General features: G+C 39.7%; 16 protein-coding genes. 5 read left to right on the top strand and 11 right to left on the bottom strand.

Features of this window, described 5'->3' with window-relative positions:
* Nucleotides 1-115: 115 nt before the first annotated feature.
* Nucleotides 116-1,567 (bottom strand): PKD domain-containing protein, encoded by a 1,452-nt coding sequence (locus EGN73_RS02700; RefSeq protein ID WP_219286847.1) that lies wholly within the window; start codon nt 1,565-1,567, stop codon nt 116-118.
* 612 nt (nt 1,568-2,179) lie between these two features.
* Here EGN73_RS02700 and EGN73_RS02695 point away from each other — a divergent pair.
* Nucleotides 2,180-3,280: an alanine racemase gene (locus tag EGN73_RS02695; RefSeq protein WP_219286845.1), complete on the top strand. Its 1,101-nt coding sequence runs from the start codon at nt 2,180-2,182 to the stop codon at nt 3,278-3,280.
* 4 nt (nt 3,281-3,284) lie between these two features.
* Here the strand turns inward: EGN73_RS02695 and EGN73_RS02690 are convergent, their stop codons facing one another.
* Together EGN73_RS02690 and EGN73_RS02685 are read right to left on the bottom strand one after the other, a co-directional pair.
* Nucleotides 3,285-3,695, bottom strand: a complete 411-nt coding sequence (locus EGN73_RS02690) for an RrF2 family transcriptional regulator (RefSeq protein ID WP_219286844.1) — start codon at nt 3,693-3,695, stop codon at nt 3,285-3,287.
* 117 nt (nt 3,696-3,812) lie between these two features.
* On the bottom strand, nt 3,813-6,377 hold the full coding sequence (locus tag EGN73_RS02685; RefSeq protein WP_219286842.1) for a TonB-dependent receptor: 2,565 nt from the start codon (nt 6,375-6,377) through the stop codon (nt 3,813-3,815).
* Between the two features lie 295 nt (nt 6,378-6,672).
* Between EGN73_RS02685 and EGN73_RS02680 the strand changes: the two genes are divergently transcribed.
* Nucleotides 6,673-9,918: a TonB-dependent receptor gene (locus tag EGN73_RS02680; RefSeq protein ID WP_246611429.1), complete on the top strand. Its 3,246-nt coding sequence runs from the start codon at nt 6,673-6,675 to the stop codon at nt 9,916-9,918.
* A 495-nt stretch (nt 9,919-10,413) separates the two neighbouring features.
* On the opposite strand, the gene EGN73_RS02675 is transcribed toward EGN73_RS02680, so the two are convergent.
* The 8 genes from EGN73_RS02675 to EGN73_RS02640 form a co-directional block, all read right to left on the bottom strand.
* The gene (locus tag EGN73_RS02675; RefSeq protein ID WP_219286840.1) at nt 10,414-11,214 is read right to left on the bottom strand and encodes a DUF2490 domain-containing protein; all 801 of its coding nucleotides are present in this window, start codon (nt 11,212-11,214) and stop codon (nt 10,414-10,416) included.
* A 13-nt stretch (nt 11,215-11,227) separates the two neighbouring features.
* The gene (locus EGN73_RS02670) at nt 11,228-13,147 is read right to left on the bottom strand and encodes a hypothetical protein (RefSeq protein ID WP_246611428.1); all 1,920 of its coding nucleotides are present in this window, start codon (nt 13,145-13,147) and stop codon (nt 11,228-11,230) included.
* A gap of 76 nt (nt 13,148-13,223) precedes the next feature.
* Nucleotides 13,224-13,928, bottom strand: coding sequence for an outer membrane beta-barrel protein (locus EGN73_RS02665; RefSeq protein ID WP_219286837.1), 705 nt, complete (start codon nt 13,926-13,928; stop codon nt 13,224-13,226).
* A gap of 145 nt (nt 13,929-14,073) precedes the next feature.
* Complete coding sequence (locus tag EGN73_RS02660; protein ID WP_219286836.1) at nt 14,074-14,541, bottom strand: hypothetical protein; 468 nt, start codon at nt 14,539-14,541, stop codon at nt 14,074-14,076.
* Nucleotides 14,542-14,562: 21 nt separating this feature from the next.
* A complete protein-coding gene (locus EGN73_RS02655; RefSeq protein WP_343207072.1) occupies nt 14,563-15,339 on the bottom strand; it encodes a DUF2490 domain-containing protein in 777 nt (258 codons plus the stop codon).
* Nucleotides 15,340-15,412: 73 nt separating this feature from the next.
* Nucleotides 15,413-17,365 (bottom strand): hypothetical protein, encoded by a 1,953-nt coding sequence (locus tag EGN73_RS02650; protein WP_219286832.1) that lies wholly within the window; start codon nt 17,363-17,365, stop codon nt 15,413-15,415.
* Nucleotides 17,366-17,571: 206 nt separating this feature from the next.
* Complete coding sequence (locus EGN73_RS02645) at nt 17,572-17,907, bottom strand: hypothetical protein (protein WP_219286830.1); 336 nt, start codon at nt 17,905-17,907, stop codon at nt 17,572-17,574.
* A gap of 54 nt (nt 17,908-17,961) precedes the next feature.
* Nucleotides 17,962-19,347 carry an arginine decarboxylase gene (locus tag EGN73_RS02640; RefSeq protein ID WP_219286829.1) on the bottom strand — a complete coding sequence of 462 codons (1,386 nt, stop codon included), beginning with the start codon at nt 19,345-19,347 and terminating at the stop codon, nt 17,962-17,964.
* A 1,005-nt stretch (nt 19,348-20,352) separates the two neighbouring features.
* On the opposite strand from EGN73_RS02640, the gene EGN73_RS02635 reads away from it, so the two are divergent.
* Genes EGN73_RS02635 through EGN73_RS02625 form a run of 3 tightly spaced genes read left to right on the top strand, consistent with a single transcriptional unit; the run spans nt 20,353 to nt 22,882 of the window.
* Entirely contained in the window at nt 20,353-21,108 is a 756-nt protein-coding gene (locus EGN73_RS02635) for a sulfite exporter TauE/SafE family protein (RefSeq protein WP_246611427.1), read from the top strand.
* Nucleotides 21,109-21,118: 10 nt separating this feature from the next.
* Nucleotides 21,119-22,504, top strand: coding sequence for an ATP-grasp domain-containing protein (locus EGN73_RS02630; RefSeq protein ID WP_219286827.1), 1,386 nt, complete (start codon nt 21,119-21,121; stop codon nt 22,502-22,504).
* 21 nt (nt 22,505-22,525) lie between these two features.
* On the top strand, nt 22,526-22,882 hold the full coding sequence (locus tag EGN73_RS02625) for a response regulator (protein ID WP_219286825.1): 357 nt from the start codon (nt 22,526-22,528) through the stop codon (nt 22,880-22,882).
* Nucleotides 22,883-23,313: the final 431 nt, after the last annotated feature.

Genomic DNA, 23,313 nt, shown 5'->3' with positions numbered 1-23,313 from the left:
TTTCCCAACTCCTTTATATATCTGATAGGAAGCTCTTATTTGAACTTACCTATTTAAACTGAGCTTATTGTCTAAAGTATTAAACCTTGATCAAAAACCGAACACAACTATATTATTAATCCTCCATATTGGTTTCACCCAAAGCCATATTTTCAACTCTGATGTTTTCCCCTACCTCAATTAAAGGAGCAGCACCCCAAGTGGCATAAGCATATCCATCACCGTCAGCAAATAATATGTTGTCAATGGATAGGTTCCCATTTCTCACAAATACTGCGGCCCTGGATGCGCCTGAAGTGAGAGCTGAAGAACCAGTCTCCCTGAGTTCAGCGTGACTGATAGCGTTGTTTCCTGAGGAGGTAATATAGATGCCCCTCCATTTTCTTGCTCCTTCGTCAATGGCACGGATTATCACAGGATCATCCTCACTACCTTCTACACGTAGCGTTCCATTGGCAACCCTAATGTCGCTATTGTTATTCATATGAATTTCTGCTCCTGCCTCTATAACCAAAACTCCATCTACTGCTATACTTCCCGCCTGATAAGGCACATTTAATTTTTGCCAAGCTTGATCTCCAGATGGAACAGTTCCTTGCTTAAGCTGGGAATCTATGTAATTCAATTCATTTCCGGAATAATCAGAGCCTCCATCTAAGAAATGGAAATTTGCAGCAGTAGCAAAAACAGCTCTCTCATTGTCCTTATAATCATTGTTAAGATGGGTGATATCCAAACCTGATCTACTTGTCACGATTCCAATTTCCAACGCTGCATTTCTCGAATTGCTAAGTCTGCAATCTTCCATATGAAGGCTACCATTATTTGCAAAAGTGATCATACCCCTGTCATTATTTCTGTTTCTTCCACCGTCACTTAAATGGACATGGATCATTTTATTGTTGGAACTTCCCGAAGCCCATCGGATCGAAGACCAGAAGCCTTTCGTATTTTCTGCCCCATATACCAAGATCGGTTCTTCTTCAGTCCCTTCCATATTCAAAAAGCTGTTGGCTTCGACATTGAATCCTGAACCTTCTGTCATTTCTATCTCTACTCCAGGCAAAACGGTGATTTGGGATTCACGGAAGGACACCACGTTCATCACCCTGTAATCTGGCATTCCCTCTGGCGTGGTACGACCTAGAGTAAGGTTCTCTCCGTTAATTACTCCTCTTAGTTCAACAATCTCTGCATCCACCAAAACCCTGATGGTAGCCGATTGACTTTCAAATTCAGTAGTAGCAGTAAGCCTAAACACAAATTCACCCACTTCCATAGGGGTAAATTTTGCAATTGGACTGTTGGATTCATCCAGTACACTTGGGGCAAACTGTGATCCTGGAAAACTGACCGGTTCCCAGCTATAACTGATTGGGGCACCTGTGGCATCCGAGGTCATCGAGCCATCCAGATCCACCTCTGTACCAAAAGAGGTTTCGAAGTCATTGGCGACTACAACCGAAAGGCTGTCAGGCCTGCTTTCTTCCTCATCTTGACAAGATAGAAACATGAATGATACCAAGAAAACAAGCAAAAAACTTAAGCAATTTTTAAAAGATTTCATCTTTTTGAGATTTGGTTGTACAATTAAATTATCTTCTAATGTCACTAAATCATTAAAAGAAAAAAACAGCAAACGAGTTTAAAACCTTATTGAATGAGTAATTGTCCCTTGCCGGTTAGGGAGGGATTAGGAATTACGATTGAAGATTGACGATTGACGATTTTTGTCCGACTGGTCATCCTGGCGGGAAGAAAAAAGTGAATAGTTATCAGTGAAAATAGTTAAGGGTTAAAGGTAAAACGTTAACCGATTTTTTACGGGCAAGAGAGAGCTGTTAGTGAAGACACTAACAGGGCCGCGGAAATCCTATTACACTCTTGCCTGAAAACCTTATTGAATGAGTAATTGTCCCTTGCCGATTAGGGAGGGATTAGGAATTACGATTGAAGATTGAAGATTGACGATTCCCGTCCGACCGAGTCATCCGGGCGGGGTCGGGCAGAATATGGTGTGTTGAGCAGATTTTTGATATTAGACGTTTTTGAATTTCGAATTTCGAACATAGAAAATTGAATAATGAAGTAAGGTTAGCCTTTAAGAAAATACACATTTTAATTGTTTGCATTCTTTCCTATTTTCCGGGATTAAAAGGAAAACCTCAACACACAACACATGTCCTACCTTGATAAAATCACTTCCCCTACCCTTTTGCTAAACGAGCAGATATGCAGAAAAAACATTGAATCCATGGCTGCAAAGGCCCAAAATCAAGGAAAAGAACTGGTTCCCCATTTCAAAACAGCACAATCACAGCTGATCGGTGACTGGTGCAAAGAATATGGAATACGTCAGCTTACCGTTTCTTCCATCAAAATGGCAGCTTACTTCTGCAACAAAGGTTGGAACAACATACATATCGCCTTTCCATTCAATCCGCTCGAAAGCAGCCAACTCAACACCTTGGCCAAGTCTCAGCGCATCTCCGTACAGCTGATCAATGAAAATGTCACTCAAAAGCTTGCCGACACCCTCGAACATGAAGTTGGTTTTTTTATCGAAATAGATGCCGGCTATGGAAGAACAGGTGTTGAGGTTTCAGATTTTGGTTTGATAGAAGCGATTTTACTTACTGCCAAGAAAACTGATAATCTGAAATTTCAAGGATTTTATCTTCATCCAGGCCACACCTATTATACAGCTGACAAACAGCAGATCTATAAGGAAAGTATAGCTGCCCTGAGCATGCTTAAAAATAAATACAGCACAGAATACCCTGAATTAAAAACCCGGGTAGGTGATACGCCTGGATGTGCAGTAGTAGAGGATTTTGGAGATGTAGACCAGATTGGACCCGGTAATTTTGTATTCTATGACATGATGCAAGTACAGCTGGGCTCATGTCAAAAAGAGGACGTAGCAGTAGCTTTGGCAGTACCAGTGGTAGATATCAAAAAAGAACGTAAGGAAATCCTGGTGCACGGTGGAGGGGTTCACTTGGCCAAAGATGTACTGATGGAACCAAATGGAGAGAAAAATTTCGGAGAAGTGGTACTGTTAAACGATCAGGGTTGGACCATTCCATCATCCCGTTCATTTCTGAAAAGCATATCTCAGGAACACGGGATTGTCAAGGCCTCAGATGAACTGCTGAATACCATCAAAGTCGGTGACTTAATTGGCATACTTCCCATCCACAGCTGTATGACAGCTGACTGCATGAAGAGCTATCTCAAACTGGACGGAGAATGGGCCGACCATGTGGAAGGGGCATGAGCAGCTATAGTTTGGATAAATCTATAATGGAGCTTTTCAGCACCTTTAACATTTCATCTCTAAGTTGCCCGAATATCTTCCTGATCCTACATGTTTCTTCATCTTTACATTCGTTGCAGGATTCGTAAAAATTCTCCGATACGCATGGAATTAAGGCTATAGGGCCATCAATCACTCTCATGAGTTCTGCCACGGAAATATTGGCAGGATCTTTACCTAAAGAATATCCTCCCTCAGCTCCACGAAGGCTTTTGACTATCTGATGTGACTTCAGGTCTCTTAGGATATTTTCGAGAAATTTGTACGGAATATTTTCAGCTTGGGAAATAGCCTTGGCTGAAATCGGAACTTGATTTTGGTTTTCGTATAGAAAAAGAATTGTCTTGATGGCGTATTTGGCTCTTTTGGAAAGCATATCTGTATTTTAGAATGTCCAAAATACAAAATATGTATTCATCGATATGGATTTTTATTCCAAATATTGATTTTTTTAAAGCTAAGAAAAAGCTTTGATGGCAGGTCAACCTGTAAACTAGTTTTTATTATTACTTTCCAAAACAAATTTCATGGTAATTCCAAACGTCCTTGGATCTCCAAGCACGCCAGCATAATGTCCGGCATTGCCCGCACCTGGCAGGAGCAATTCAAAGTAATCCGTATCAGTCAAGTTTCTGGACCATAAAAAGAATGAGAAACCCTTTGGCGCCCTGAATCCTGTTCTCGCATTCAATAAGGCATAAGCGTCAATATTTAGATATTGGGATGGAGATGGGCTGCTCGAAAATTCAGATCTAAAGAAAAGTTCTGATCCAACAAAGAACTTGCCTTCAATTCCAAATAACTTGGCATCTGTAGACCATTCACCTCCAAAAGAACCCGCCCACTTGGACACCCCCGGGAGTCTTCCTCCGGAAATATCCTTAAAACTTTCCCCTCCTACCTCCTCCAAAGGCACAGGAGCATTGGTGAATTTTATGTATTTCGCGTCGGTCAATGCTATGGACCCAAAAGTATTGAAGTTCTTATTGTTTCGGTATGTCCAATCCAACTCCATTCCTCTTACCCTTACCTGCTCTGCATTTGCCAAATATCCCCGATTGACCGAAAGATCCGGAGTCTGCACCAAAGCCTGGAAATTGGTAATGTCAGAATTGTGTATCACCATGTTCAATGTGGACCTATTGGTAGGGTTGGTTTTTACCCCCGCTTCATAATGAAGAACAAATTCCGGTTCTATCCTTGCCAGTTCCAACATGGTTCTTCCATTTTCCCTTGGCAATCCTCCCAAATTGATTCCTACTGGCTTGAAGCTGGATGAAAATGTAGCAAAGCTATTGATCTTACGGCTTGGCCTGTAAGCTAAAGTAATTTGTCCCGAAAAATTGGATTCATCTACAAATGCCTCAAACTCTTGGTCATTGTAAACAGAACTTTGTAAAGCTAAAAGATCAGGATCAGAAGTTTGGAGACCTCCATACGTCTTTCTATTAAAATATACCTGCTTCTCATCATAATTCCACCTGAATCCTTGTAATAAGTTAAATTGATCGTTGATTTTCCAATCTAACTGTCCGAAAATGGCTCCACTAAAGGAAACCATGCTATTGGTAGTCCTAATGCCATATCCCTCCAATAAGCCCGGAGTTTGCCACAAGGGGCTTTGATTGTTTTGAACAAATCTCCATTGGTGGATACCTGACTCCTCTGTATGAAAAGGAGTGGAACTCAAATCTTGCCATAGGCCAAAACCTCCGACAAGAACTGATAAGTGATTTGAAATCTCACCTGCGTATCGCACTTCTTGAGACCATTGATCGTGTCTAGAAGGTGCCTGAGAAAGGCTTAAAGCCTGTAGTCCTGTAAAATCCCGGTCATTGGACGGATCCCAGTTCCAATACCTCCAAGCCGAGGTCGAAGTCAATGTACCACCCAAGATATCTGCTTCCACATTGACCGATACGCCACCCAAATCATTTCCTGATCTCCAAGGCGTATCATGGTCGATGATTCGATCAAAAGGATTGGTACTTGGTAGGGAATAATTGAGGTCACTGATGATTTGACTGAATTGCCTGAATGGTGCTCTTCTGGTCTCTACCACACCGGCTATTACCTGGGCATAACCATCCGGCCTTTGCCTGGTAAAATCACCTGCCACTAAAACCTCCACCTTTTCGGATGGCACATAGAGCAATTGTCCCCTTAAGCCAAGGTTATTTAAATCATTGGTGTGCTTCTGAGTAGTAACGTTATAGAGCAATCCGTCTCTTTTGGTTCCTGAAAAAGACAATCTTGCTGCCAGCTTTTGAGAAATTGGACCTGTAACCGAGCCTCGGGTCTGTACAAAGCCAAAATTGCCAAAACTTGATTCAACAGTAGCATCAGGTTGAAATCTAGGTCTTCGTGTGGTAATGTTAAAGGCCCCAGCTGTAGTGTTTTTCCCAAATAGGGTTCCTTGTGGACCGCGCAATACTTCAATTTGATCTACATCTATAAAGTCAAGTGCTGTCACAGCTGGTCTGGCATAGTAAACACCATCTACATAAAACCCTACACCCGGATCAATCCCATCATTGGTCAGTCCGAAGGTGGAACCTAATCCCCTGATGTTTAAAGTTGTATTTCTTGGGTTGGAAGAATAGAGTTGTACGGTAGGTACCAACTCCTTTAATCTATTGACATTAAAGGCCTGTGTTTCCTCCAATAAATCTCCACTGACTACCGAAACTGGAATAGGCACCTGTTGGATTTCTTCTTGCCTCCTTCTTGAAGTGACAATTACTTCCCCCAACATGTTATCTTCTTCCAAAATAATTTTCAAGTCCAAAGAGGGAGCATCCAAAAAGAAAGATTGTGGTTGGAATCCCACATAACTGACCTCCAATTTCAAAGGAAAACCATCAAGGGACTTCATAACAAATTTTCCTTCCTTATCAGAAAGAACAAACTGATTTTGCTTCCGAGCAATAATAGTTGCTCCTTCTAGGGCTAAGCCATTTGAATCCACTACATTTCCGGCAACATCTTGCTGACCGTAAGTAAAACCTGACCACATAAAAAAGACCATCACTGCAACCAATCTGTAACTATATATCATATATATCCTATTGTTAAAGTATGAATTTTTTTTCTCAAAATTAAATCAAAATTTTTATATTCCTATATACCCTATCTTTTTTATAGGATTTAAAAATTTTAAAAAATCAAAACGTCCAATTATTCATCTTTGAAGTGAATTAAAAGTGTAGAAATATTCCATCATGTGTAGAAACATTCTACATATAAAATCATATCAAACCATATTTTACACCTTATAATCACACTGATACCATATTATTTATTAAGGGCATAGACTTGGTTAAAATAAAATTTCATAACCAAAAGTTGTCTCCATGAAAATCCTACAAATCCTTAAGTATATCCTTATATCCTTTTTTATGGTGGTAATTATGTCACTTCCATCCTATGGTCAAGGCACCACCACTTCAGGCCTCACCGGGCTTATCACAGATGATTTAGGAGATCCCCTACCAGGCGCAACTATCCAAGCTGTACATACGCCCTCGGGTACAAATTATACGACTGTTTCCCAAGCAAATGGTAGGTACACCATTCCTAATATGCGTACAGGAGGCCCTTACAGGGTGGAGGTTTCTTTCATTGGATTTGAAACCAAAATCATCAACAACATCAATCTAAGGTTGGGCCAAAGGTTTGTTTTGGACCTTGAACTCAACGATGATGATTTCGATCTGGAAACTGTAGAAGTTTCAGCATTTAGGGACAATTTGCTGAATGATGAAAGAACAGGTGCTGCTACTACCATCAATAGAGAAGCATTGATGACAATGCCTACTTTAAGCAGAAGCGTACAGGACTTCACCCGACTTACTCCGCAATCAAATGGTGAGTCCTTTGCTGGGCAAGACCCAAAATCCATTAACTTTTCCTTGGATGGGAGTATTTTCAACAATGCCTTTGGACTGACAGGATCTATTCCAGGTGCACCTACCAACTCCACCCCCATTTCACTGGATGCTATTGAAGAGATACAAGTAAATATTGCCCCCTATGATGTCACCCAAGGTGGATTTACAGGAGCAGGAATAAATGCCATTACCCGATCAGGAGACAATGAATTCCGCGGATCAGCTTTTATCAATAACAGGAACGACCGAATGGTAGGAACAAATGCCAGAGGAACTGAGGTAGTTACCGAAAATTTCAATGTTCAGCAATACGGGTTTAGACTGGGAGGACCAATCATCAAAGACAAGTTGTTCTTTTTTGTCTCAGGCGAGTCCGAAAGAAGGTCTGATCCCAACTCACCTTTTATCGCAGATGCACCGGGAAGATCAGGAGCCAATGTAACACGGGTATTGCAATCAGACATGGAGGATGTGAGAAACCTCCTGATCAACAATTACGGCTATGATCCCGGCCTTTACGAAGATTACAACCTTCCTACAGTATCAGATAAATTCCTGATCAAACTTGATTACAACATAAATGAACACCATCATTTAAGTGCCAGGTTCAATACACTGATTTCTTCAAGAGAAAGGCCTGTGGCAAGAACTTCCCTTGGATTTGGTGGAAGAAACCAAAACTTATTTTCCCTTAATTTCCAAAATTCAAACTACCTCCTTAATGACAACATCTACTCCGGCATAATTGAATTGAACTCATCCTTCGGCAATAGATTTTCCAATGAACTCAGGTTTGGCCTGACTTCTAACAGGAATTTCAGATCATGGGAAGGCGGAGATTTCCCTATGGTGGATATTTTGGAAGGTGGCAGAAACTATATCTCTTTCGGGACAGACTTACTTTCACCCAACAGAGCGCTGGATTCGGATGTCTGGCAATTTCAAAACAATTTTTCTGCTTATCTGAACAACCATACCCTGACAGCAGGAGTCAACTTCGAATATTTCAATTTCAACTATACTTTTACCCCAACATTTTTCGGACATTATGTCTATAATTCATTGGATGATTTTTACCGTGATGTAGCAGGTGAAGAGGTCGAGTTAAGAAGGTTCCAAAGACAGTTTTCCGCCTTACCTGACGGCAGTGTTCCTACAGCAAATACACAGGCTTACATTGCCAGTGCATACATCCAAGATGAAATCAATGTCACCAACAGACTTAAAGTAACCTTAGGTGTCAGACTTGATGTTCCATTCTATGGGCAAACGGCAAGGTTCAATCCCGAAGCAGCTGAGCTGGACTTTAGGCGACCGGACGGGGAGCAGATAAGCATCAGAACCGATCGTTTGCCGTCTCCACAATACATGTGGAGCCCAAGAATGGGCTTCAATTGGGATGTGAAAGGAGATAGGACTTTTCAGGTAAGAGGCGGTACAGGTCTATTTTCCGGTAGGCCTATTTACATCAATATTTCCAATATGGTCAACACCAACGGAGTGCTTCAGGGACAGATCAGAGAAGACAATACAAGTAATTTCCCCTTCAGCCCTGACCCTAATGCTTACATTCCACAAAATGGCGGCACTCCGGACACCTACGACCTGGCCTATATTGACCAAAACTTTAGAAATCCACAAGTTTGGAGAAGCAATATAGGTATAGACAAAGAGCTTTTTGGCGGTATTGTAGGTACATTTGAAGGTATCTACACGGCCCAGGTTTCTGACTTATTGTTTTATGATTCCAATCTAATGCCCGCTACAAGAAATCTTGCAGGACCCGACAACAGGCCGCTTTATGGGTTTTCGGATGAGGCCAATAGAAGGAATCCTAATATTACTAATGCGGTAGTCCTTGACAATACCTCACAAGGATATGCTTACAGCTTGACTTTTCAGCTTCAGAAAAACTTCGACAACGGGCTCCATGCCATGGCTGCATACAACTATGGGGTTTCCAAAAACATGGTGGACGGCAATACACAACATTACTTATCCTATGAAAACATTCATGCTGTAAGAGGAAGTAATTTCCCGGAATTGGGCTTTTCTTTGGATGACCAAAGGCATAGAATCATCAGTTCGATAGGGTACCGTAAAGAGTACGCTAAAAATATGGCGACCTCAGTTTCTCTTTTTTATGAACTGAGAAATCAAGGTGTAGAATCCTATGTATACAATACCGACATTAACGGAGACCTAATTGTCGGTAACGACCTTCTTTTTGTGCCTACAGAAGCCCAGCTTCAGGAGATGGCCTTTGCTCCATTGACTGTCAATGGAACTACATTTTCGGCAAGTCAGCAAAGGGAAATATTCAATGACTTCATCAATCAGGATCCCCATTTGAGTACCCGAAGAGGTAATTACGCCATTAGGAACGGAGTTCAATTTCCAGTAGTGGGAAGGCTTGATTTTTCAGTGGTACAGGATTTCTTTATCCAAGTAGGTGGAAAGAGAAACAGTCTACAACTACGTGCTGATATCTTTAATTTCACCAATATGCTCAACAACAACTGGGGGGTGGGCCAGATCATCACCAATGAATCCCCAATTGGTATAGTGGATATAGATCCGGTATCCAATGTGCCTACTTATCAACTCAATCCAGCCCGTGGTGAATTGCCGACAAGAAGTTTTGTAAGAACCGCTAATATCGGAGATGTCTGGCAAATGCAGTTGGGTGTGAGGTATACGTTTAATTGAAAATTGGAGGTTGATTTAGTTAAAAGTTAGTAGTTAAAAAATTAAAAGTAGGTTTGGGGTGAGTGGAGACATTGCCCCCCCTTGCACCGCGGGAATTTTGAGTTTGAGTTTTTAACTCAAAATATCTCGTTGCTCACATTTCTTTGTATCTACTAAAGATTTTTGAGCCGTCCCTAGAGACAGGAACGGCGGCGAAACACATTGTCCTGCGCTTGCACCGCGGGGATATCTCTTCTCGTCTTCGCCGTTGTGAGCGGGGTTGAAACCCGAGGCTTTTAACATTTGACCCCTTTGGGGTCTCAGACATTCCTAATTAAACCCAAAAAACAACCACTGATAAACACAAATAAAAAAGTGCATGGTAAACTTACCTCCCGGAGGGAAAGGTTAAAAGTTGGGTGGATTGTGGGTTTGGGGGATTCTCTCCACATTTTTTGCTCGGTAAATCGTAAATAATTCTTCATCACCTTTTTCTATTGTATTTCTACTTCATATCTAAAAACTATAATTGTACCTTCTTTTATTTCTGCTCAGGATATCCATAAACAGGTAAAACATAGGCCCTTGGGAAAGGTCAACCTGCCTGTTATTTCCTCTAGTATTGAACTGCACGATATAGCCCAATTCCAGTCTGGTCCATTCCCAAAACCTGTAGCCCACACCAATATAATTTCTGTTTTGGGAAAAAAAGTTAGTTCCGTAGTCCCTTCCAAACTCGACGTGCATTTCAGAATATTGGGAGATATACCAGGTATTGTTGGTATAAAAGTAATCTGTGTTCAGGGGGATTCTGGTTCTCAACCTATACCTGACCCTCCAATTATGGTTTGGCCTTCCTTCTCCATCAATGTCTCTCCACCTGGACTCAAACCTCAACCTGTGGGTAAAGTTGTACCTGCCATAATACACATAATTATTGATCTGAAGGGTAGTCCTCATTTCCCTTTCAAAGGGCCTGTCCAAATCAGATTCCTGTGGATATCTAGGAGCGGAGTAGAAAATACCCATGGGGTTTAAACTTACTCTGGTCAGTTTAGTAAACTGATAGGCGATCCAAGGCCTGATACTCAGCCTCAATGGTGCATCCCAAATGTCCCCTGCTCCCAGTTGACTCTGTCTTCTATATACTACATCTGCCTCCCATGCCCACTTGGTGGTGTCATTGAAAAAATCGGAAATGTAGTACTTGGTATACATGATCCTATTGTCCAAAAACTCAAGATCATCCTCCTGTGCAAATGTATGCGCAACACCTATAAAGAAGGATAAAAAGGTCAAAATTAAAATTTTCTTCATATAGGTTTGAAATCTACAGGTTCAATAATCTTTCAATTCGGTTTGGAATATTTTCCCTTCGCAGGGCACGGTCAAGCCTGACCACTTCTTCGCTATCGCTTCGTTTTGCCAACTCTTTGAGTCTGTCTTCCAATTTCCTGAATTTCTCCAAATTGGACTGAAGGCTCTTGCAGCTAGAGGACTCGAAAAGGTTTTCAGCATAACTTTGAAATAGAGGTCCGGTTCCTTTGCCGTAAATATTCGGTAATATTTTGGTTTCTATATCTCTCTCGAAAAATGGATTAGGAGAGAATCTGGTAAATGTTTTATCAAGTCGCTCAGGCATTTCTTCAATGTACAATATCTCATCATGCTGATCGATAAGATATTGTAGCATACAGGTCAGTTCCTCACCTTTGGCTACTTTTTCTTCATAATCTTCTGCATCTAAATATTCATCCTGCAACCTCACAAGGGTATTGTTGTGGATTACCCGATAAACCCTGTAGTCCAGCGGCATTTCTTCAAATGTTCTGTCGGCTGGAATTTCCTGAAGAAAGGAATACAGCGCATCTGCCCTTGTTTTCAATTGTACAATATCACTATCAAGGCTATCTATGGTAGCCTGCTCATCAAATATTCTGATTTCCATAAATGAAAAATCAAGTAACTCATTTGTCCGCTCCCTAAGGACTTCTGTAACTTCTGCAATCTGACTGATAAGGTCAAAACCTGAATCAACATAAACGCCTAGGTCATATTCCGCCTCTTCTTCTTTTCCATTCTCTTCATAGGTAAAAGTGCTTGGCTGATTCAGTCCTGTCAGACCATTGGGATAAAAATTAGGTCTATATAAAAAATCAAAGAAACCGTCTTCCATTTGTTCAATGACCTCAAGCATATCCTGCACCCTTTTTCTGGAATGGTCTATAAACCCAAAAACGTAAGGAAGGCTATCAATTCTATCTCTGTTGAGTATAAACTGAGGATTGGAAAGGAAGTCATTAAACTCCTCCAACATGATATTCAGTCGTGGCTGCACATCCCTAATGATATCTTCTTCTTCCTCAGGATAGACAAATTTGAACCTTCTAGTTAGGTTAAATTGGGGTTCATCTCTTTCGTTCACTAAGCCTGTAGCAAATCTCTTGTATCTATTCAATATGATATTAATCTTTTCATTCCCTTCCTCTTGCTCAGTGAGTTTTTCATCCCCTAGATTGTAACCATTTTGAAAACCTATTCCAAAACCTTCTTCACTAATTGTGAAATTGATATCTTCAATTCTACCATCAGCATCTTCAAGTTGGCTTTGAACATCCTTATAAAAAATTTCGGCTTCCAACTTTCCTTCTGTTTCATTGAATTTAGAAAGCTTTAATAAAAACCCATCTTTAAAAGTCCTAACTTCTTTTATTTCATCACCATCTCTGACAAATCTAATCGTCAACTCTCCTTCTAAAAATCCTTCTTCATTTAGAGTCCCTCTTACAAAATTCCGGTCTTTTGGATCATCAAACGAAAAATTACCTATAGCTGTCCCCTCTTTAAAGTTTATGGTCCCACCAGTTGTTTCCTGACTTTTTCTATTACTGGTAATAATAATATTTTCAATTTTCCATGCTCCTTCTGGCTTTCCTTGCTTATAATTCAATCTTGCTGTTCTTTCTATTCCATCCAAGTTGTTTTCTAAAACTACTGTCCTGCCGTCTCGGATTTTTAGGAGCTCTACCTCTAGTTCAAAAAGCTTGTATTCCCAAACACCCTCAAACCTGTTGTTTGAATATTTACCATCAATTTCAAGCTGTGTGAGTTCATTACTTAGTAATTGGTTGTAAAGTTCAGATGTAAAAGCATACGATCCACTCTTCACCAAGCTACTATCTTCATCAATGAAATATTGGAACTTCTCCCTACCTAAAAACTCTTCAAAATATACTGTATCTCTTTCCATTGTGTGCACTTTCTGCGCTATACTATTGGTACAGACGACACACAGAAAAAGAAATATCCAAATCTTTCTATTCATACTATTGTCTATAATTTCGGAACAGGAAATAACCAAGTTCCAAATTGAACGAACTCATTGCACCTTGATCAAGTCTATCTATTTTGCTTATCCCAACAAAGGATCTTAACCGGAAATATATATTATTCCGTTCACCACTCAATCCAAATGTCATTCCTGTATCAAATCTATTGAACCTTTGCGGATCATATTCGAATCTATCTTGATTAAATAGCAGATAATCTTCACTTTGGGTAGTAGAGAGTCTATAGCTAAATTGGGTTCCAAGGAAAAAACGCCAATCTATTGTAATAAACTCAGGAAGACTAAAGGAGGCATAAAGTGGAAAATCCAAATAATTATTTTTAAAGAGGATACTTTGACTACCATGCCTGAAATTTCTTTGCGCAAACTGAACACCATAGTCAATGAATGAAACCTGGCCCAGAGGAAAATACCCTTCCAAGCCAATCTGAAACCCACCTGCAGGATTTAATTCTCTGTAATGATTTGACCAATAAACATTACTTGTATTTAGCCCGCCGGTAATCATCACGTCATATAAGAAAAAAGGAATATTGCTGAGGAAAAAATCAGAATCAATTGGTTCCTCTGTTTCATCTTCTTCTTCAGATTCTTCCTCTATTTCCTGAGCAAGACCAGAATGTGAGATTAGAAATACAAAAAGACATAAAAACAATAAAACCCGTTGTATATTTTTTGGCATATAATTATTTGAACTTATTATGAAGAGCTAAAAAGTAAATTCAGGGAATCTACCATGAGCAACGGCTTGAAACCTAAACAATGATTATGCCTAAAATAGGTAGATTTTAATTAAAATTAAAAAAATTAAGTCCAATGGCACTTTGTCAATTCACAAAATACAAAATTGAAATTTTGAATATTAAATCATTTCTTTGAATTGGCTGGTACCTGATCTCAGGATTGATGCCAATTTCGTCACTAAGCTTGAAAACACCTCCTCCACCAAGATTGACAGAATTAGTTCTTAAGACACCTATAGGATTGAACTCAAATACTCTGGTATAATGCCCATAGCCTAAAGTAGCATACCATTGAGATTCTTTTTCAGTAAGGTAATACCTGGCATTAAGGTCAAAGCCTCTTGCGGCACCTGTTGCAGGGGTATAGAAAGTAACTGATGGAACAATCGAAATGTAGTTTATTGGAAAGTACTCCCCTGTAAAATTCATCCCAAAAAAACCCTTATCCACTGCCATTTCATATCCATGTTTGACTCTTATTTGTTCCTTATATTGCCCATAAGAAACAGAAGAGATAAGAAAAAAGACAAAAACGAGTATTACTTTATTCATATTCAAATTCAAAAGGATTGATTAAAAGGCAAAATCCCTAGTTAATGGCACTCTTCTTTCTCTAAAGTCAATGGTATACATGACATTTAGCCTGATGATATGCCTGTTTCTATAGGTTCCTGGTGTAATTGTCGGCCCGTAAGTCCACATGTGACCTCCGAAAAACATGTAGTTGTTATAGGTATAACCGATAGCTGTATAAACCCTGTTTTCTTCAAAGGGATTCCAAGTTTCTCTATTGGATTGAAAGAAAAACTCATTGGAAGGGGCAATAAAAAATGTTTTATTTTCCATCCTGGGCTTATTGATAGGTATATAACCAGTGATCTTATACCTCCACCTGTCTCTGTATTGGTACTCTGAACCTATATTATTTCCTCTCTGAAACCTGTGCTCAAATCTAAACTGATGCAAAACTTTGACCGGGCCAATACTCTGGGTCATCAGCCACTGATGCCAAAAACGGCTATCGAATACAGAATCAAAAAACTCCGGATTTCCTCTGTCTGGTGAAAACTGCCAAACCAGTGTCGGTCCAAAAGTCACCTCAAAATTATCTGTAAACAGGTAAGTAAATCCAAACCTATTATACAACTGACTCATTCTGCCTACGAAATCCCAATTATTGTTGACACTGTTTCTTCTTCTATAATGGTTTTCCTGATACCAAAACCACTTATCCGACATTCTCAACTTAAGGTAAAGCCCATTCCAGTTTTCAGTTGTTGCGGGCAAATTGATTTTTTCAGTCGGAACTACTACGGGAGCGGGAGTCTGCCCTTGTGCTTTGGAAGTCACAGTATAACAAGTGGTTAACAAGAATACTATAAGCCAAATATTAATTCTTTTAAAATCCATTTTTATCCTATACTTATAACTCCAACAAAGACTCTATTCTACTGACATCCATTCTCCTATTGATTCTGTTTTCCAATCTTCTCGTTTCAGCGTCTCTTAGCTCTCTCATCCTAGATATCAATACCTCCAATTTGTCAATCCAAATCTTTATTTCAGTGTAATCAGTTTCCGCCTTTAAGGATTTGAAATAATGATCAAACAAAATTTCAGCAGCCTCATAAAGCCTAGGCTTTGCCCTTTGATCATATCGAGAATAGGTAAATGGGTTGAATATTTCTTCTTGATACAATTTATCCAATCCTTCTACTTTACTATAAAGTTCTACAAGTCTAGGGTGTTGGGCTTCCAAATCTTCCAATAGATCCAATAGAGTTCTTGCCTTTTCCTTTTTGTCTGCAAATCTGTTAAGCTTACTGTATTCTTCAAGTCTGGCCTCATAGTCTTTGACCAGTATATTTTGATGAACGGCCAATACCAGGGATGCCTCTTTACTATTGAGACCCTCTGTATTTAGATAAACTTCATCCAAAATGATTTTCCTGTCCTGAATCTGATTTTCTATAGACCTGAGGTCTTCATCTCTTTCAATTTGTGATAACGAAGCATCAACATAGTTTTTCACATATAAAAGTGACGCTGCCAATTGCTCTAAATAATCCACCAAGCCAGTATAAAAACCCGTTTCAAAAGCTGAAAGATCGAATTCCAATTCTCTGACAATTGTTTCATCGCCATATTCATATTCGATTTGTTCTGTTTCTTTGATAAAACTTAAGCCCTCATTTTTTAGATATTCAACATCCAAATATTGGATTTGCTTGGTTTTAAACAATTCGATCAACTCTTCAAATTCTTCCAATCTTTGAGCTTTGTGATCAAAATATGCATTTGCGTAAGCCAAACTATCAGACCTTTGCCTATTGATCCTTAAGCTATTTCTATTGGAATAATCTCTTACTACCCTCTTGATTCTATCAAATTCAGCAGGGATCGCTTCTATCATTCTTTGCTGGGCCCTGCTCAATTCAAATACGAATCTTTGGGTATGTATTGGGTACTCAATAAGTTCTCCATCTGAAGACACGAATGATTCGTCATACCTCATTACATTAGTTAAAAATTCTGATATAAAAGCATTGGCAGCAGCTTGCTTTTGATATTGAGGTGAATCTGTTAAAAAACCGTCAATAAAATCTATCCCTGACTTTTCATCTGCAATCCTGAAGTCAACCTTTTCACCACTATTCAGCCTATTGAGTTTATTGATTGTTTGAAAAAACACCAACTCTTCGATAATCTCCCCAGATTCTAAGTTACTTCTTACCAAACCCAGCAAAAACCCCTTTTCGTAATTCCTTACTTCACTGATCAGTTTACCCTCATGTTCATAAACAAAAGTCCACTCTCCGTTCATAATTCCTCCGGGCAACAGTTCCCCTCTGATGAAATTTGAACGGTTATTCACAAAGGTCCTATATTGGAACCGGCCTTTTAGATCGCCTCCCTCAAAAATCAAGTCGTCTACTATTGATTTTTTCCGCAATTCTTCTTCCACAAATTCATTCTCTTCAAAGACCCATTTACCTTCAGGTAAACCATTTAAGTAATTAGCCTTTAATAAAATCTGCTGGCTGTTGATGTCATAATCAAGTTTGAAATCCTTGACATCTTCTAAAAGTACATTATGCTTTTCTTCCAGATAATTCCAGGTTCCGGTTTTCTGGTCCATTTCATAGGAACCAAATATTTCCGTCCTGTAAAAAATCGTCTTGTCTTCGACATCCCGCTCCTTACGGTTGAATTGAAACTCTCCTTGTTTGATTACCTGATCACCCTCACCTCGGATGAATTCAAAATCACCTTTACCTTCAATCCCATTAAACACATATTCACCTGAATATCTCTCTTGCCCCAGTATTGAATTTGAAATCAATATTGCAGCAATAAGCAACAAGTTATTTCTCATAAAAATTAAATAGGTTTCATTTTCCCAAGAGATTTTTCACTACTCCTAGTTTAATTGTTTGTGATTTAAATAAACCACAGCTTCAAATTTGGCACAAAAAAAATAAACGCCCAATAACATTAAGAGTTTTTAACGCAAAATTGAAATTTACCAATACCAAAAAACAATATGATTCAAAAAAATATCCAAATAGAAACAAAAACAATTTAATTTTTATCAAATTGAACCCAAAGCTTTACGAACCCATTGTTTCCCAGTTCAGATTCGGTACTGATGGCACCATTTTTTACTTCAATTATATACACTTTTATTTTTTCCAGGTTGTTCTCTTTAGCGTATGACTTTAATTTATTTTCCGCCTCTAGCAAGATTAATTCCCAATTATCTATCTGATTTTTACCGTTTTCACAAAAAAAATGAAAATCCTCAATATTTTCCGGATGCTTATCCAAATAAATGACCTGAACCTCGCTGATCATAAAGTAAAGAGGCAATAGCAGAGAGAAAAAAATGAACAATATATCAGGAAATTGAATCTTCATTCTGTTAAGTTATAAAAAAAGGAAGTCACATAGTTGTAACTTCCTCCATTATTTTCAGTACCCCAAAGTCTTCAGCATGCTGTCTGAGCTTTGTTCAGGAGCAAAAAGCCAATGCTTGATGCTGCCATCCGTGTCCCTGTCGATGATGACATGTTTGGGTGCGGGTATCAGGCAATGCTGAATACCTCCGTATCCTCCCAAAGATTCCTGATATGCTCCTGTATGGAAAAACCCAAGGTATTGCTTTTTCCCCTCCCCTTTTGGCAGGTAAATATTGAACTGATGCGCTTCAGAATTGTAGTAATCCATGCTGTCACAGGTCAGTCCACCAAGGTTGATGTTATGGTATTCCTCATCCCAATTGTTGACCGCCAGCATGATATATTTTTGATTAAGGCCCCAGCTGTCAGGCAATTGGGTGATAAAGCTGCCGTCTATCATGTACCACAGTTCTTTGTCATTCTGCAATTTTTCCTCAAGTACAGAGTACATCACAGCACCGCTTTCCCCTACTGTGTAGCTGCCAAATTCCGTGAAAATATTGGGTTCATCCGTATGGTTTTTGGCACACATCCACTTGATGTTTTTGACGATCTGCTCCGCCATATACTGGTAGTCGTAATCAAAAAACACATTGGTTTTGATCGGCCAGCCACCACCAATATCCATGGTATCAAGTGAAGGTGCGATTTTTTTCAAGTCCACATATTTTTGGATAAAACGGGTCAGCTCAGACCAGTAATAGGCAGTATCTCTAATGCCTGAATTGATGAAAAAATGCAGCATTTTAAGGCTCACATTCGGATTGTCTTTGATTTTCTCCTCATACAGCTTGATGATGTCATTGTACCTGACACCTAGTCTTGAGGTATAAAATCCGAATTTTGGTTCTTCATCTGCGGCAATCCTGATTCCAACCTGAAAAGGAACCTTCACGTGCTCTAGGTAATAATCGATCTCACTAAGATTGTCCAGGACAGGGATACAATTTACAAAACCATCATTGAGCAGCTCTGTAATATACTGCTTGTACAGTTGCCTTTTGAACCCATTACAGACAATATAGGTCTCTTTGGTAATTTTGCCTTTTTCAAAAAGGCTCCTGACCAAAGGTATATCAAAGGTAGAAGATGTCTCTATGTGAATGTCGTTTTTCAGCGCTTCATCCAGCACAAAGCTGAAATGGGAAGACTTGGTACAATAGCAGTAAGTATAGTTGCCTTTGTAATTGTGCTGTTGGATCGCATTGCCAAAATAGGTCTTGGCGTTTTGTATATTTTCCGAAATCTTCGGCAGATAAGTGAGCTTTAGCGGGGTACCGTAGGTTTCAATGATTTCCATGAGGTTGACCCCATTGAAATGCAACTGATTGTGTTCTACATGAAACTCTTTGGTGGGGAAATCAAAAGTCTGCTGAATGAGATCTATGTATTTATTCATTGTTGGTTAAGGTTAAAAGCGTAAAACCAACTACAAAATTTGCCCATAATATTGGGAATTCAAATGAAAAAGGGGAAAAACCTGAAAATCAAGTTGGGCTTTTTGTTTGTTTTTTTCAATTATTTTATTTCTCGCAAAGCTTGTTTCGATCGGGAGAAGGATCTCCTTCCCTTAATAGTGGGAGATTCTTCACTGCGTTACCATTGACATCAATCGGGGCGACTCGTCACTCTGAGTTATTAAAATTTAGCATTTACAGAAAGGGAATGACATCTGCAGACCCGTCATTCTGAGATTTTAACATTTAGGGAATGTTCAGAAAGGGTAATGACAAAATTACGCGTCATGCTGAGCGGAGCTTGCGGAGTCGAAGCATCTCCCACATGGTAGGAGATTCTTCACTGCGTTCAGAATGACGATCACTCCATATCTGTCAATGGTAGTGAGGAACAAGCGAAGAATCTCCTGCACTCAAGTCAAAGAGACCCTTCGTTTCACTCAGGGTGACGTGCCGCCCCCAATGTATGTCAATGGTAATCGGAGCTTGCGGAGATGAAAGCCTGTCCCGCAGCATTGCGGGAGATCTCTTCTCTTTAAAAGTTGGAGATTCTTCACTGCGTTCAGAATGACGATCCCTCCATATCTGTCATTGGTAGTTATTAACATTTGAAAAAATATCCTGGAAAAAACTGTGGAGCATGTGGATTTTTTCCACCATTTGATAATTGCCAATAACAAAGCTTTTTAGGCGACATCCCAATAGAAATTCCACACAGTGTGGAAAAATACCCCAAACATATTCGAATACATGGACATTGTACTTCAGAGGAAGGATGATTTTAGGCATGAATTTTTCTTAAAGTCGGATATCAATGTCACATATACATTCATTTTAGACATCGGAAGAAGATGGAGAGACATCTGCAACCATTCCGAAGTTTGAGGGTTGAGTAATAGAATATGAATTGATAAAAACTGATACAGAGAGATTTCCTTTTTTAAATTATGATACAATTGATTTTAGTGCTCCTGGGTGCATTTGTGGTATTTATACTGAGTACGCTGACAGGAGGCGGAGCAAGTTTGCTCCTGATGCCCTTAGTGGCAGTAGTGGTGGGTGTAAAAGCAGTAGCACCTGTAATGGCCATCAGTATAGGCATGAGCAGCACCTCCAAAGTCTTCTTTTTTTGGAGGTTTATAGATTGGAAATTGTTTGTTTGGCTGTTTCCTTCCACTATCGTAGGCTCTATTATAGGTGCAAGGATGTTTGCCGCACTGTCCTCTGATTTTCTTCAGATCCTGATCGGACTGTTGCTTCTTTCTACAATATTTCAGTGGAATAAGAAAGAAACAAAAACGGGATTTAAAGTCAAGGCCTGGCATTTTGCCCCTATGGGCCTTGTGGTTTCGTTCCTGTCCGGTCTGATCGGAGGCGTGGGACCATTGATGAATTCTGCCTATCTCAACTATGGCATCAGCAAGGAATCCCTACTCGGCACAAGGTCAGCAAATGCCATTATTCTACATATCACCAAAATCATCAGCTATGCCTACTATGGCTATGTCACAGGGGAAGTGCTGAAGTTTGGTATATTGATTGGTATATCCTCCATGATTGCGGTCTACTTCGGTAAGCTCATCCTTGCCAAAATTTCAGAACTTTTTTTCAGAAAAATTGTAGTGGCCAGTATGGTAGCATCGGGAGTCTTGATGCTATGGAAAAACAAAGATTACATTGAAGAAATGATTGCAGCTATATAAAATAAAGACAATGAAATTATCTATTTCACAAAACGTACACCTGGTAGAACCCGGGGATTTTGAACCTACTGACCATTGGTATCCCAGGGTGCTCAATTCCAACATTCATCCCTTGGTGGCCTACTTTCTGAACCTTTCGCATGATCAGATGACAGAAAGGTATCAAAGGCTCAATCCTATGGCCGATAAGGAAGCTCTGATGAAAATCTTAAAATATCAGCCCACTTACTTCAGATGGGCAGGCACTGACCTCATGCATGTCACCAATCATGAAGGAAATAGGAAGCTGACCGTCATAGAAACCAACTCCTGCCCTTCCGGCCAGAAATCCATGCCTTTATTGGATCTCAACGTGGAGCAGGGAGGTTATAAAAGATTGATCGAAAAGACTTTTAAGCCAATGGTAGAGCAGCATCCCGAAAAAGGAGCTTTGGCTGTAATCTACGATAAAAATCCTATGGAAAATATAGGTTATGCAGCAACCATTGCAGATGTATTTGGAGAAAATGTATTCTTGGCAAAGTTTGACAAAACGGACCAAAACCCTCCTGTGAAATTTGAAGAGGGAAAAATGTTTGTCAAAAACGAAAAGGAAAAGTGGGAAGAGGTCCGCGCCGCATTCAGGTATGTGACCCAAGAGCCTTGGAACAGACTACCGAAAAATTCCAGAACACTCCTTCTCAATCCCATTGAAGCCTGTCTTTCAGGTGGGAGAAACAAAGAGGTGGCAAGCGGTGCCTATGATGTGTTCAATGAAGAGTTTAAGGACAAGGGCATAAGTATTTTTACCCCCAAAACTTTCACTAAAGTGCCTTTCGAGGAGTTAAGGAAATACTACGATATTTTGGGCGGTAGTATGGTCATCAAAGTTCCTGATTCCAATGCCGGACAGGGAGTTTACACCATTGTCAATGAGGAAGAATTGGATTTTGCCTTATCCCAGATATCCAAAGACGACCTGTACCTGGTACAGCAGTTGATTCACAGCAATTACTTAGAAGGACTGGACACCAGCAAAGCTTGGTATCATGTTGGGACTATTCCTGATTCCAAAGGAAGAAGTTATGCATTTGACCTAAGGCTGATGATGCATGCCACTGATGAAGGGATCAGGCCATTGGCTGTGTATTCGAGAAGGTCAGGATTTCCCTTGAACGAACCATTGCCTGAAGGAAAAAACTCTTGGGAGGTTTATGGCACCAACCTGTCCATCAAAGGTGAAGATGGCTGGACCTATGCAGATGAAAGGTTGATGTTGTTTGACATCAGGAATTTCGGTTTACTTGGATTAGGAGTAGACGAACTTATCAAAGGTTTTGTACAGAGCGCAATGGCTGTATATGCCATTGATCAAAATGCCATTCGAACTTTTGGCGAGAAGAAAGCGAATGTTTAATTTCCCAAATCTAGAAAAGTTATGGACACTAATAAAATATTGATAGTAGAAGACGATGTGGTTTTTTGCAAGCTTCTGACCAGGTTTTTGACAAAAAACAACTTTGAAGTCTTGGATGCCCAAGCTGGAAAATCAGCCTTAAACCTGATAGAAAACAACAGTTTCGGAATAGCTATTCTGGACTATCGCTTACCGGATATGAACGGAATAGATATCCTGAAAAAAATCAAATCTCAAGGAAGTACTACAAAAGTGGTATTGATGACCCGATACGGTGACGAAGGAATTGCCAACAAGGCTGTAGAGGAAGGTGCAGATGCTTTTGTATCCAAGCCTATCAATCCCACCGAATTGCTGGAAGTGATCAGAGGGCTTTAAAAAAGACAGGTCAATACTTGTCTGTTTTTTTGTTTCCTTTTTCCACAACTGTGGAATTTTTCTACAACCCGTAGAGTTGAAGAGGGCTTAAAAATGGTATTCTACGCCTATTTTCATTTGGCACAAGAGATGTTTATGTATAGCTGAATGAAAAGGGTACTTATCATATCATTTCTTTTGATTAATATTCTTCTGATAGGATATCAGGTGTACTATAGTGCTGCGGTAAAACCGCACTGCCACCAAGAGGAAAAGGTTGAAAAATCCCTTGCCCAAGACTTGGAGAAAACCTTTTACACACCTTAAAGGAATGGAAGATGCTTAGTTTACCTGCACATTCTTCCCAAAATCGAAAAAAATAAATAGGTTTCATTATAGATAAGGTACCGGAGACGTCTTCGGTACTTTATTTTTTTGTTATTTGGTAAAAA

It is taken from the genome of Arthrospiribacter ruber (genome assembly GCF_019343195.1).
Taxonomy (GTDB): domain Bacteria; phylum Bacteroidota; class Bacteroidia; order Cytophagales; family Cyclobacteriaceae; genus Arthrospiribacter; species Arthrospiribacter ruber.
This window is presented reverse-complemented; position numbering and strand designations above follow the sequence as displayed.